Below are 12666 nucleotides of genomic sequence, written 5' to 3'. Positions count from 1 at the left end.
TGGGATTTTGGGCTTTTGTCCCTACTGACATTTGAAGCCGCAGGGAGGAATAAATGTGGGAATAGAGTTGACGGCCTTACATTGGATCTATCTTCTGTTCATCGGCTTTACCATTCTGATGATGATTTTCAGACGCGATATCACGATTATTTGCATAGCTGGTGTTTTTCTGCTTGGACTTACCGCAACAGGATCCATAGCCGCATCCATCAGCGGGATTTTTTCAAGTTTCATGTATGCCATTTCCGAACTTCTGTCCATAATCCTAGTCATTTCTATCATTACGTCTATGAGCCGGGTGTTGATGGCAACAGGAATCAATGATTTGATGATTTCACCTTTTGCTAAAATCATCAAAACACCAACACTCGCCTTTTGGACGATTGGAATCGTTATGATGATTATTTCCTGGTTTTTTTGGCCCTCTCCTGCTGTTGCTCTAATGGGAGCTGTCTTGCTGCCCGTCGCCCTCCGCGTCGGCCTTCCAGCTCTCGGTGCCGCAATGGCCATGAATCTGTTCGGACACGGGATTGCTTTATCCGGTGATTTCATCATTCAGGCCGCACCAAAACTGTCAGGTGACGCAGCCGGGATCACTGCTTCAGACGTTATCACAGCCAGCATTCCCCTTATCATCATAATGGGTATTGTCACAACAGTCACCGCTTTCGTCCTATTAAAGAGAGATATGAAGAAAGGAAAGCTTGATTCTTTAAAAAAGTTCTCAGCAGAAGAAATCTTGAAAAAAAATGAAGAAAGCGAACTTCCCCTTCCCGTCAAGCGCATCTTCGCAGCAATCATTCCCCTCTTATTTGTAGCCAATATAATCATGATGTTCACCTTAAAGCTTCAGGGCGGCGAAGCCACAGCCCTCATTGGCGGCACATCCGTATTAATACTAATATTCACATCTATAGCAGCCCATAAACAGCAGGCATTGGAAAAAACAACAAAATTCCTCATAGAAGGGTTGCAATTCGGCTTTCGTGTGTTTGGCCCAGTTATTCCCATTGCCGCATTTTTCTATCTCGGTGGAGGCGGATTTGAACAAATGATTGGCAGCCCCTTGCCTGAAGGTTCCGAAGGGATTATCAATGACCTTGGAACAGCCCTTGCAGCTGTTGTACCTATCACTAAATCATTGGGAGCTTTTACAATTGCTGCAGTCGGAGTGATTACAGGATTGGACGGCTCCGGTTTCTCCGGCCTTCCACTAACAGGTTCCATTGCCGCACTATTCGGCAAAGCCATCGGATCTGGTACAGCCTCTTTGACAGCGTTAGGGCAGATTACAACAATCTGGATCGGAGGAGGAACACTTATTCCCTGGGCACTCATACCTGCGGCTGCCATCTGCAATGTCGATCCTTTTGAACTGGCAAGGCGCAACCTTGTCCCTGTCATCATCGGCTTATTCGTTACAACCGTTGCCGCTTTGTTTTTCATATAACGAATCTATTTGAGGAAATGGGCTTATCTGCTACATTTCCTTACTTTCTTTGTGGTTCGGTCACTTTTATTCTAGTTCTCCAAATAAAGATATAAGACTTCCTCTATGCTATAATCATTTTAAATAAAAAATAGGTGGTGGTTCTCATTGGAGCAGGCTCTATTTAAAAAATTAGAAGAATATTACGATGAAATGGTGCGAATTAGACGCCACCTGCATCAAAATCCCGAATTGTCATTCGAAGAAACCGAAACAGCAGCCTATATTGCTGACTTTTACAAGCAACTAGGGGTTGATGTAAAAACAAATGTGGGAGGAAACGGTGTCGTTGCGCGGATCAAAGGCGGAAATCCTGGTAAAACCGTTGCATTGCGCGCCGATTTTGATGCACTTCCGATTCAAGAAGAAACCGGCCTTCCGTTTAGTTCAATGGTCCCAGGTGTGATGCATGCATGCGGTCATGACGGTCACACAGCATCATTATTGATTATCGGTAAGGTTCTGAATGAACTCAGGGAAGAACTTTCAGGTGAGTATGTATTGATTCACCAGCATGCCGAAGAGTTCGCACCTGGCGGGGCCATCTCCATGATTAAAGACGGCTGCCTGGATGGTGTAGATGCCATTTTTGGAACGCATTTATGGGCGGAGATCCCTCATGGAACGATTAGTTATCGTACAGGCCCATTCATGGCTGCTGCAGACCGCTTTGAAATCCTGATTAAAGGCCGGGGAGGCCATGGGGCTATGCCGCATAAAACAAAGGATGCAGTTGCGATTGGCTCTCAGCTTGTCATGAACCTTCAGCAAATTGTAAGCCGAAGGGTAAACCCTGTTGAATCGGCAGTTGTTTCGGTTGGTTCTTTCATTGCCGAGAACGCCTTCAACGTTATTGCGGATACTGCCAAACTACAAGGAACTGTCAGGACATTCAGTGAAGAGGTCCGTGATTTAATTGAGCAAGAAATTGAAGCGGTTGTAAAAGGGACTTGTCTCGCCAATGGGGACTGCGGATATGAATACAATTATTACCGCGGCTATCCGGCAGTCGTAAACCATAAACAAGAGACAGAATTTTTGGCAAAACTAGCGGTAGACGTTGCGGGGGTCACAAATGTAGAAGAATTGGAACAACAAATGGGCGGAGAAGATTTTGCTTATTATTTACAACATGTAAAAGGTACCTTCTTTTTCACTGGAGCCCAACCCGATGATACCGAATCTCCATACCCGCATCATCATCCGAAATTTGATATCAACGAAAAGTCAATGCTTTTAGGGGCTAAAACTTTGACATTAGCTGCTGTTGAATATCAAAAACAGGAACTTCCAAAAGATGAATCTATTGCTATCCCTTAAAAGTGTAAGCTTTGTCCATTGACTTGCAGTTTGAGACTAAATGGAAAAAAGAAAGAGCAAGCAAAATAAGCGAGTTTTAAGGAAGCTATCTGAAAGAACTGACTGAATTCTTCGGACTTGGCATTCGCTTGTTCAGAAAGTACCTCTCTTGCTCCGCTTGACTTTTACTTCCTGTACATCCGAGTCAGTCGATAGCTGCTGTAACTGAAAGCAGTGCGCTGGATAGATTCACAACCTTTAAATTCCTGAAACCCGAAAAGCACTCGCGGGGCGAGTGCTTTTAATATTGTTCCATTTTCCTAATTCTCCCAGGGGCATAACGCTTACCGAAAATAAACGCAAACAAAAGGCTTACCATTAGAACCAGTCCGGCGTTGACAAAGCTTCCACCCAATGCAGTTACCCCCCCGAACACCAGCCCCTGAATGACGAGCACTTGGATCAATAAACGATAAAAATCTACCTTTTTATAGATGGGCTGTACTGGATATAGATGTATCCAGACCTTGGTATCATGCCGCTTAAAAATGGGAAGAAGCTGAAAGCCCGTCAAATATAGAAAGAGTAGGGAAACGCCAACTGCCACGTATAAGTTATTAACAAAAAATAAAATAACAGCAGCAATCAACGTGAGTCGGACAATCAGCCCTGAATATTCGCTAGTCCGAACAAGCGTCCTTGAATATAAGTAGCGGAAAGTGTTTTTGTCTCCAAATGGAATAAATCGAAAAACAGGATCCAGCCATTTTCTTCGCCATACCTTACTTTTTAAATGGGGAACATCCGTGAACATATTTGCCATCCTATAGAACATTTGCATCCTGCCTTGTTCTTTTTCAATCAACAGCTCCCATTTCAGCAACTTGTTTTTCACTGAAGCCCTTATAAAAAGAGCAAAAGCTACCATGATCAAAAGAACCGCCAATATGAACCACCACGAAGCTTTTTCAATAATAAGATAAAGCGCCGATGCATTCAGGATAAAGCGAATGAGCGGATCCGCGATTTGAGTCCCCTGCTCCGTCGTTTTCATCGTATCCCAATGAAGCCTTAAATTCCAATATTTCAGAAGTAGAAGCAATCCGAATAAATATAGAAAAGAAACCAAACCAGCACCCGTTGCTTTAAAATACATGGGCATGAGTGCGGCAAGTACGAGCAGCAGCAGGTACGCCTGGATAGTAAAGCTGAGTCTCATCCCTTTTCTGAAATAATCCGACAGCTCTTTCTCCAGTGGCAATAAGAAAACCATATCCCCTTCCTTTAACAAAGTAATGATTGGACTAATGGTCAGGAAGAAAGCTAAAATTAGCGACATAACAAGACTGATCGGAAATTCCGGCGTGAGCTGCTTCACCCATTGCGAATAATAATAAATGGCTGCACCGCCTCCAAATATCAAGACAAACCTCATATGGTCGTTAAACATATATTTGAAGTAACGGCGCATTTCTTTTATAAATTCCTGAAGCCTTTCAGGCCATAGCTCATTTATTTGCTTCATCAGGCTCTTCCTTTGTCAATTGAATATAAATGTCATTCAAAGTTGCACCACGCATGCCGAACTGTTCTTGCAGCTCTTCCAAAGTCCCCTTTGCCCGAACCATGCCGTCATGTAAAATGACGAATCCATCACAAAATTGCTCGGCCGTCGACAGGATATGAGTCGACATTAATATGCCCGCCCCTTTATCCTTCATCTTTTCCATCAATTCAAGCAGCGACTGAATTCCGAGCGGGTCAAGCCCTACAAACGGCTCATCAATGATATACAATGACGGTTCAATGAGAAAGGCACACATAATCATCACTTTTTGTTTCATGCCTTTGGAAAAATGGGAAGGAAACCATTTCATTTTTTTATCAAGCCGAAACTCCTTAAGCAGTGGCATAACCCTTGATTCATATGTATCCTGCGATAATCCATAGGCCATTGCGGTCAATTGCAAATGCTCCTCAAGTGTCAATTCATCATACAGGACCGGTGTTTCAGGCACAAAGGAAAACTGCTTCCGATATTTGACCAGATCCTCTTCCAACTGGGTACCATGTATGGTGATATTCCCTGAACGCGGCTCCATCAAGCCGATAATATGCTTAATTGTCGTACTCTTTCCAGCCCCATTCAGTCCGATCAAGCCGATTATCGTCCCTTCCTCCATAGAAAAAGAGACATCCTTCAATACCGGCTTTTTCGTATATCCACCGGTAAGGTTTTTGATTTCCAATAAAGACATTCTCATTCGTCCTCTCGTTCAACTGATTTCATTGTAACAAAAAACAATCGTGCAAGCACTAACAACTGGTGAATTTTACCTCTTATAGGTCTTGCCAAAATGCACAATATATATTTGAAGGAGCGGGAAAAAGCGAAGCTGGGGTGGTTGTCGTAGACACTGAACTGCAGTAAACGCGGAAAGTCAAATCAATTGCATGAACTGTAATCTGCACCTTCATAAGGGGATGATTGCGTTGGGCATGATAAGATTGATCAAACGTTTCTTTAGTTAAACCGATGGTTTAGATGAAGAACACTTTCCAAAATGAACCGCAAACCTTCAAATGTGCAGAGCTTAACTGCTCTGCACATTTTATTGTGCCTTGCTTCAACAAACGGAGAATGCAAATTCGAGAGAAGGCACATAACGCGCCGCTGACACTTTAAGTACTGATTGCATGCTAAGCTTGCTGAGCACAAGGTAAAGTGAAGCGACAGGACATCGCGATCTAAGCTTGTCAAAGCCAAATATGGCTTTTGTTGTTCCCCTTCCCTTATGATAAAATGAGCTATTATATATCAATACGAGGTGGAATGGACATGAGCAACTGTATTTTTTGTAAAATTGTAAATGGAGAACTTCCGTCAGCAAAGATTTTTGAAAACGAAGATATTCTGGCTTTTTTGGATATAAGCCAAATCACAAAAGGACATACACTTGTCATCCCCAAAGTACATAAAACAGATATTTTTGAAATGGACGAAGAAACTGCAGCCAAGCTTTTTTCCGCGGTTCCCAAAATTGCACAGGCTATTAAAGATCAGTTTGGTGCAAAAGGCATAAACCTTCTAAACAACAATGGTTCTTTTGCCGGACAGGAAGTGTTTCATTACCACATGCACTTGATTCCAAGATATGATGCAAATGACGGCTTTTCAAAGCAGTTTGTGAGCCATCAATCCGAATACACTCCTGAAGATTTACAACAAATGGCGGCCGAAATTTCCAGCCGATTGAAATAAAAGAGATGTACGATCCTTTCTCAACGAAAAAAGGCTTCATTTTCAGAAAATATTATGCTACAATACTGTTAATCTTTCGCTGGCAGCATCAGAGCATGTCAGGATTGACATTATGAGTTGAGTTTAGAAGAGAAGAGGAGAGTTACAAATGAATACAAGAACGCTTGTTATTTTATCGTTATTTGTGGCAATCGGCGCCGCCCTGCATTTTATTATGCCTGGGATCTATATGGGTATGAAGCCGGACACAATGCTGGCTATGATGTTTTTGGGGATAGCACTTTTCCCTGATAAGAAAAACGTGCTTTTGCTAGGTTTAGTCACCGGATTACTTGCAGGACTCACTTCAAGCTTCCCCGGAGGACTTATTCCAAACTTAATCGACAAACCGGTTACTGCTTTTGTTTTCTTTGGACTTTATTTGCTGATCGCGAAAAATATGTCCAATTTGATTGGAGTCTCTATCCTTACGGGGATCGGCACAATCGTTTCCGGTACAGTCTTCCTCACATCGGCTTATCTTATTGTCGGCTTGCCAGGACCGTTTGCAGCACTATTCGGTTCAGTAGTCATCCCTGCAACAATCATGAACGCAGTCGCCATGTTCGTCCTTTTTCCAATTGTAAAAACGATTTTAAAAAGGACGAACCTTATGCAGCAAGCTTCATAAAGTCAATAAGAACCCCGCCGCTGGTGAGGGTTCTTATTTTACTTGGAAAAAAGGGAAAATAAAAGACCGACAATGAACAAGATTCCACCAATGCTTCCCAAAGAAGCTGCGCGAGCCCTCAACACCTTCTTTGGAGGATAAATACCCGGGCGTTGGTATAAAATAACATTATAGAACATGCTTACGAGCATCAATGTGCCCATAATGAGAAAAATAATCCTGATGAGATTCAAGTTGTCCACCTCTATCCTTTCTTGTGTAAAAAGGAAAGGAAGTTCCAAATTTTTTTGGACTTGCTTGGAGCAAAGGACTTCAGCTTTTCTTTTGTCCAGTTTCTGCGCCTAGCCCCTCGAGGTCACAAGCCTCTTCCCTGTGGTGGCTGAAAGAATGCCTCCTCGGGAACCGTCTTGTGCTTGGCGGGGCTGAGCAAGGCGCTTCAGCTTTTCTTTTGTCCAGCTTCCGGCGTCAGCGACTAGCAGACTTCGAGCCTTTTCCTACGATAAGTCAACATCGGCTCCTTCGTCGCCGTGTTTCCTTTATCTCGTCAAAGGCACTCCAGTCTGTACATCGCTAAACGACGCCTTCAGCTTTTCTATATACTATGCAAAAAAAGTGTGTACATGAACAAGTTCGGGTAAAGTGATTATCAGGAGAGTTTATTTTTATCCAGAAAAATATTTTATAAGAGAACAAGGGGGAGGAAAAATGAACAAAAAAATGTTAACTTACGGACTATTTGTGGGAGGAGCTGTCGGTGCGGCTGCAGCTCTACTATATGCTCCACTATCGGGCAAAGAACTGCGCAAACAAATGAGGGAATCGAAAGATGAATGGATCAAGATTGCCAGCGAATTTAAAGAAAATGCAACTGAATTGAAAGAATCCGTAACAAAGCTTTCTCACGATGGAAAAGAAATCATCAAAGAGCTAGCAACCGACGTAAAAATGGCCGTAGAAGAATGGCAGCATGAAATCGAGCCTACGAAAGAAGCAATGCAAACTGAGATTAAGAACATCCAAAAAACGATTGCAGAGCTGGAGAACAAGCTGGAAGAAGGTAAAGGTGTCATACGCCCTTCCTAATTGGTTCCAAGGCAAGAGATCAAAATAAACCGCTCTTGCCTTTCTCTTAATTACCTCATTCAAAATTTTCCAAATTTTTTTCAGATTGCATTTTTATGATTTTTTTTGCATAATAATAGAAATACCTTTAAAGCGGGGGAATAAAATGGCAAGCAAACACGTTTCCGTCAAAGAAGCAATGATCTTCAGCCAACGCATGGCCCAATTAAGTAAAGCATTGTGGAAAACCATTGAGAAAGATTGGCAGAACTGGATTAAGCCGTATAATTTGAATATCAATGAACACCATATTTTATGGATCGCCTATCATTTAAAAGGCGCCTCCATTTCAGATATTGCAAAATTTGGTGTAATGCACGTATCCACTGCCTTCAACTTCTCTAAAAAGCTGGCAGAGCGTGGATATCTTCAATTTTCAAAAAAAGAGAATGATAAACGAAATACGTACGTGAAATTGACAAAGCTTGGAGAAGACCTTTTGCTTGATTTAATCGATTGTTACGATCCCGAGGCTGACTCAGTTTTCACAGGAGCTTCACCTCTTAGGGATTTATATGGCAAACTTCCTGAAGCCATGGAAATGATGGCGATTGTAAGGCAAATATACGGGGATGATTTTATGGAGATTTTCGAAAAATCTTTCAATAACCTCGAATCCGATTTCTTGGAAGAGGGAAGAAGATTGGAAAAGGCTGAAATCAACAGCGCTGTATAAAATTGGATATCATTTGATATTCAGCCATAGTATTTTCATTAGCTCGGGATGAACCTTTTGATTCAAGCATGCCTGTATGGTTTCTTCAGGCTTGAGTTTCCCGTTCAATCTAGAAGTGAATTGTTTGAAAAGCGGAAAATGAAAAACAAACTTTTCCGCTTTTTGCTTTTCCATCTCATCTGTTAATTCTTCACAAAGCTGGGAAAATTCCTCTACTTCTCTCTCAGTCATTCCTTTTTTTATTATCAGCAAATCGAAATCCTTATTCACCGGCTGGACCATGCCCAGCAACAGCTTTTGATGATATTCCAGCCTTTCGATTCGCTCTTTCAATTCGTCCATTCTCATACCTCCGTACTTTTATCATCCATGAAATCATCAATTTTTTACAACATAACGAAAAAACCTCAAAAATCATATTGCAATTCCCTTCCATCCGTCGTACATTATGAGTGAAACTTAAACAAAGTTAGGGGGGCTGTTGCCATGCATTGTTGGAAAGCCTACAACGTGCACCACAAATATCATTTTTTTCGACGTTTTTTTATTTCCGCTCTGATTTCCGTATTGGTTTTTATCGTATCCTATGTAACAATGCAGACAGTTGCGGCCCGGGAATTCAATGATGAATTTTTCCTTATATTTTTATGTAGTTTTATTTTACTATATCCGATTCATAAACTATTTCATATTGTACCAATCATGTCTTATTATAAACATATGAGATGGGAAATCGAGCGGTATTTTCGTATTATACCTGTCATAGATTTAAAAGTGGAGTATCCGATTCCTAAAGCAAAATTTGGATTGGCGCTTATATTACCATTTATTGTGCTGAATGTACTGCTCATTGCAGCTATTTTTTTCTTTCCGCAATTTGGGCACTATATTACCATTTTGCTTGCATACCATAACGGTATATCAGCATTTGACCTTTTATATTTTAAAACACTTTTCTTTACGCCCAAAAATGCACTGGTTGAAGAAAATGATGAAGGCTACGAAATATTGGTAGAAGACGATTCCGAGTAACGGTGCTTTCACAAGTTTGCTGAAAACTTATGGAAGCATCATTTTTTATGCTGTCTTTTTTTTGAAAAATTTGCTATCGTATGTTTATGAGATAGTTGGGGGGAGATTCGGATTGCCGGTGTTGTTTATAATATTTGCTATTTTTATTTTATATATTTTTAATAACTTGACATATTCCCTCTGTGTTCAACGGGAAATACCTGAGGAGCGGCACCCAAAAATATTTCGCACCATCAATATACTGATTACGATTTTGCTTTTCTCCTCGTACATCGAGATCTTGTACACTTAAAAACACTACAAGTGCAAAGGAATACTGGGAAAAAAGAAAGGACGGCATCCGCGTGGATACCGTCCTTATTTTCTGTCATGATTTCAAGAAATATTTCATTTTTAGATAAACCAGGACGCTCCGACAATGACTAACAAGATGAACAATACTACTATCAAAGCAAAGCCTGCTCCGAATCCAGCGCCTCCGCCCACTTACATGCACCTCCTAAAAATTCCTCACCATATATTCTATTCATTCAATATTTTTATGCTTAGATACTCGCCCAGTTTTTAGATGTTTTTTACCAAACAAACGCTGCCCCAACAATGATCAACAAGATAAACAGAACTACAATAAGCGCAAATCCTCCGCCATAGCCAAATCCTCCCATATTGATAACCTCCTTTGCTTTTCGCTATAGCATATGAACCAGAAGGGCATGTTGGGTGAATCAAACGCCCAATTTCTTAGATTTTCGGGAAATTGTTTTTTTTCTTCAACCATCTGTGATATAGTATGATTTGTAGAAATTGAAACACATAGACATAAAAAAACAGGGAGTTGGCTTACATGAAAAAATGGGTATTATCCCTTTCCTTAGCTGCAGGAATTGTCGGTCTTGCAGGATGCGGAGGCCAAGGCGGCGATACAGTTGCCAAAACAAAAGCTGGAAACGTCACAAAAGACGAATTATACGAAGCAATGAAAGATAAGTACGGAGAGCAGGCACTTCAGCAGCTTGTTTTTGAAAAAGTTCTCTCCAAAGAATACAAAGTGTCTGATAAAGAAGTGGACCAAAAAATGGACGAGCTTAAAGAACAGCTCGGGCCACAATTTCAAATGGCACTTCTGCAAAGCGGCTTTAAAGACGAAGACGATTTCCGTCAATCCATGAAAGTCAACCTTCTTCAAGAAAAAGCGGCAGCAAAAGACATTAAAGTCTCTGAAGATGAAGTAAAAGAATATTATGAGAACAAACAAAAGGAAATAACTGCCCGACACATTTTGGTTGATGATGAAAAAAAAGCAAAGGAAGTAAAAGCAAAGCTTGATAAAGGCGAGGACTTTGCAAAGCTTGCAAAGAAATATTCTGTAGACACAGCTGCCAATGAACAAGGCGGGGACCTGGGGACAATTTCCATCGACGACCCTCAAATGGACGAAACGTTCAAAAAGGCCGCTTTCAAATTAAAAAAAGACGAGATCAGCAATCCTGTGGAAACCCAGTTTGGCTGGCACATCATCCAAGTAACGGACATCAAGGAAAAGAAAGACAAGAAGTCTTTTGATAAGGTAAAGGACAAGTACGAAAATGAATTGAAAGTGTCCAAGCTTGATCCTGAAATGATGCAGGAAGCTTTAAAGAAAGAGCTTGAAAAAGCAGATATCAAAGTGAAAGACAAAGATCTGAAAGAAGCTTTCGACCCGATTTTAAATGAGCCGAAAGAAGACGGGGACGCATCAGATAGTGAAGAAGAAAAACAATAAAATAATAACCGGGCAGCCCGCCCGGTTTATTTTTTATGAACATCCCTTTTGTATGGCTGAAGGGGGAATTCGATTCAATATAAAACAGTAATCCAAACCCTCCATCTTGTTTAACTTCCGGTTTCCCTTACCTGCTTTTTCCTTTCCTTTTCTTCCTCCATCCTTTCAATATAGACTTTTCCTTCTTTTTCAATCCATTCCTTTTCAAACTCACGGTCTTCACGCGCTGTTTTGATAGCCATAAACGCACTGACAAATATCCCTACAATAACGAAATACAACCAAATCGGCAAGGTCATTTTCTTTTCTCCTTTCATTGGCTAGTCCATTTATTGTAATAATATGAAAAAGTGGTCAAAAAAATGCCTCTCAAGAGAGAGGCATCAAGAATGAAATGTCGGCTTATAAAATGACCGGTTATCAAGCGGAAAAACCTTTTCCGAAAACTCTCCCGGTTTAACATGTTTTAATGCACGATCCAGCATATTCATTTTTGCGTCCATATTGTCAATCAAGAATAGAATTTCAGCCTCTTTGATCATAGGCTGTTTTGGACTACCCCACTCTAATTTTCCATGATGACTAAGAACTAGGTGCTGAAGGACAACCACTTCTTCTCCCTGAATGTCCAGCTCTTCGGCAGCTTTTCCAATTTCATTGACGATGATGGTTATATGTCCCAGTAAGTTCCCTTCAATCGTATAAGTTGTAGCCACAGGACCAGATAGTTCTATGACTTTACCGAGGTCATGGAGGATAATGCCCGCAAACAGCAAATCCCGGTCAAGGGAAGGATACAATTCCGCCACAGCCTTAGCCAAATCCAACATTGAAACGACATGATAACCAAGGCCCGATACAAACTCATGGTGATTTTTTGTTGCAGCTGGATATTCGAGAAACGCATCATGGTATTTGCGAAGCAAATGCCTTGTAATCCGTTGAATATTCGGGTTCTTCATTTCAAATATATATTGTGTTACTTTACTAGAAATTTCATCTTTTGATATAGGGGCTTTTTCCAGTAAATCCCCGACGTTTACATTGTCCTGTGGGTTAGAGCGCCTAATTTTTTTTATTTTCAGCTGCATTCTTCCACGATAATTGTGTACTTCCCCGGAAACTCGTACAATCGTCCCCTGTTGGTAAGCTTTTACCTCGCTGTCTGAAGCATCCCAAAGCTTCGCCTCGATATCACCGGAGCGATCTTGTAAAATGAGTGTAAGAAATGGCTTTCCATTACTTGCTACTCCTCTGAACGCACTTTTGACGAGGAGAAATAAATCCACCTGCTCTCCAACTTCATGTTCCAATAATTCTTTTAACATCCAAACGCCAGCCTCCCTTTGTTCTC

At 41.2% G+C, this 12666-nt stretch carries 17 protein-coding genes; 9 read left to right on the top strand and 8 right to left on the bottom strand.

The genetic code is table 11. The features are described 5' to 3' along the window. The first annotated feature begins 55 nt into the window (after window positions 1-55). Window positions 56-1450, top strand: a complete 1395-nt coding sequence (locus D5F11_RS10810) for a hypothetical protein (RefSeq protein WP_120116346.1) — start codon at window positions 56-58, stop codon at window positions 1448-1450. A gap of 147 nt (window positions 1451-1597) precedes the next feature. Further along, window positions 1598-2809, top strand: a complete 1212-nt coding sequence (locus tag D5F11_RS10805) for a M20 family metallopeptidase (RefSeq protein WP_120116344.1) — start codon at window positions 1598-1600, stop codon at window positions 2807-2809. 280 nt (window positions 2810-3089) lie between these two features. On the opposite strand, the gene D5F11_RS10800 is transcribed toward D5F11_RS10805, so the two are convergent. Next, complete coding sequence (locus D5F11_RS10800; RefSeq protein ID WP_120116342.1) at window positions 3090-4313, bottom strand: ABC transporter permease; 1224 nt, start codon at window positions 4311-4313, stop codon at window positions 3090-3092. Continuing rightward, window positions 4297-5046 (bottom strand): ABC transporter ATP-binding protein, encoded by a 750-nt coding sequence (locus D5F11_RS10795; RefSeq protein ID WP_120116340.1) that lies wholly within the window; start codon window positions 5044-5046, stop codon window positions 4297-4299. Before D5F11_RS10795 ends, D5F11_RS10800 begins: the two co-directional genes overlap by 17 nt. A gap of 581 nt (window positions 5047-5627) precedes the next feature. Here D5F11_RS10795 and D5F11_RS10790 point away from each other — a divergent pair. Together D5F11_RS10790 and D5F11_RS10785 are read left to right on the top strand one after the other, a co-directional pair. Next, window positions 5628-6050, top strand: coding sequence for an HIT family protein (locus D5F11_RS10790; RefSeq protein WP_120116338.1), 423 nt, complete (start codon window positions 5628-5630; stop codon window positions 6048-6050). A gap of 148 nt (window positions 6051-6198) precedes the next feature. Next, entirely contained in the window at window positions 6199-6720 is a 522-nt protein-coding gene (locus tag D5F11_RS10785; RefSeq protein ID WP_120116336.1) for a tryptophan transporter, read from the top strand. Window positions 6721-6758: 38 nt separating this feature from the next. Here D5F11_RS10785 and yhzF read toward each other — a convergent pair whose 3' ends face one another. Beyond that, window positions 6759-6962, bottom strand: coding sequence for a membrane protein YhzF (gene yhzF / locus D5F11_RS28325; protein WP_484385943.1), 204 nt, complete (start codon window positions 6960-6962; stop codon window positions 6759-6761). Between the two features lie 463 nt (window positions 6963-7425). On the opposite strand from yhzF, the gene D5F11_RS10780 reads away from it, so the two are divergent. Then, a complete protein-coding gene (locus tag D5F11_RS10780; RefSeq protein ID WP_120116330.1) occupies window positions 7426-7803 on the top strand; it encodes a YtxH domain-containing protein in 378 nt (125 codons plus the stop codon). Window positions 7804-7948: 145 nt separating this feature from the next. Next, entirely contained in the window at window positions 7949-8518 is a 570-nt protein-coding gene (locus D5F11_RS10775) for an HTH-type transcriptional regulator Hpr (protein ID WP_120116329.1), read from the top strand. Between the two features lie 9 nt (window positions 8519-8527). Here D5F11_RS10775 and D5F11_RS10770 read toward each other — a convergent pair whose 3' ends face one another. Next, window positions 8528-8860 (bottom strand): DUF1878 family protein, encoded by a 333-nt coding sequence (locus tag D5F11_RS10770; RefSeq protein WP_120116328.1) that lies wholly within the window; start codon window positions 8858-8860, stop codon window positions 8528-8530. A 144-nt stretch (window positions 8861-9004) separates the two neighbouring features. Between D5F11_RS10770 and D5F11_RS10765 the strand changes: the two genes are divergently transcribed. Both D5F11_RS10765 and D5F11_RS27400 read left to right on the top strand, forming a co-directional pair. Then, window positions 9005-9550, top strand: a complete 546-nt coding sequence (locus D5F11_RS10765; protein WP_120116327.1) for a DUF3267 domain-containing protein — start codon at window positions 9005-9007, stop codon at window positions 9548-9550. 112 nt (window positions 9551-9662) lie between these two features. Beyond that, the gene (locus tag D5F11_RS27400; RefSeq protein ID WP_120116547.1) at window positions 9663-9842 is read left to right on the top strand and encodes a hypothetical protein; all 180 of its coding nucleotides are present in this window, start codon (window positions 9663-9665) and stop codon (window positions 9840-9842) included. A gap of 101 nt (window positions 9843-9943) precedes the next feature. Here D5F11_RS27400 and D5F11_RS10755 read toward each other — a convergent pair whose 3' ends face one another. Both D5F11_RS10755 and D5F11_RS10750 read right to left on the bottom strand, forming a co-directional pair. Continuing rightward, complete coding sequence (locus D5F11_RS10755; protein ID WP_120116326.1) at window positions 9944-10036, bottom strand: YjcZ family sporulation protein; 93 nt, start codon at window positions 10034-10036, stop codon at window positions 9944-9946. 89 nt (window positions 10037-10125) lie between these two features. Then, entirely contained in the window at window positions 10126-10215 is a 90-nt protein-coding gene (locus D5F11_RS10750) for a YjcZ family sporulation protein (protein ID WP_018705487.1), read from the bottom strand. 179 nt (window positions 10216-10394) lie between these two features. On the opposite strand from D5F11_RS10750, the gene D5F11_RS10745 reads away from it, so the two are divergent. After that, the gene (locus tag D5F11_RS10745) at window positions 10395-11312 is read left to right on the top strand and encodes a peptidylprolyl isomerase (protein ID WP_120116325.1); all 918 of its coding nucleotides are present in this window, start codon (window positions 10395-10397) and stop codon (window positions 11310-11312) included. 110 nt (window positions 11313-11422) lie between these two features. Here D5F11_RS10745 and D5F11_RS10740 read toward each other — a convergent pair whose 3' ends face one another. Both D5F11_RS10740 and yhaM read right to left on the bottom strand, forming a co-directional pair. Further along, entirely contained in the window at window positions 11423-11611 is a 189-nt protein-coding gene (locus D5F11_RS10740; RefSeq protein ID WP_120116324.1) for a sporulation YhaL family protein, read from the bottom strand. Between the two features lie 84 nt (window positions 11612-11695). Next, on the bottom strand, window positions 11696-12640 hold the full coding sequence (gene yhaM, locus D5F11_RS10735) for a 3'-5' exoribonuclease YhaM (RefSeq protein WP_120116323.1): 945 nt from the start codon (window positions 12638-12640) through the stop codon (window positions 11696-11698). Between the last annotated feature and the right edge of the window lie 26 nt (window positions 12641-12666).

The sequence above is a fragment of the Siminovitchia terrae genome (assembly GCF_003605405.2).
Lineage (GTDB): Bacteria > Bacillota > Bacilli > Bacillales > Bacillaceae_C > Siminovitchia > Siminovitchia terrae.
This window is presented reverse-complemented; position numbering and strand designations above follow the sequence as displayed.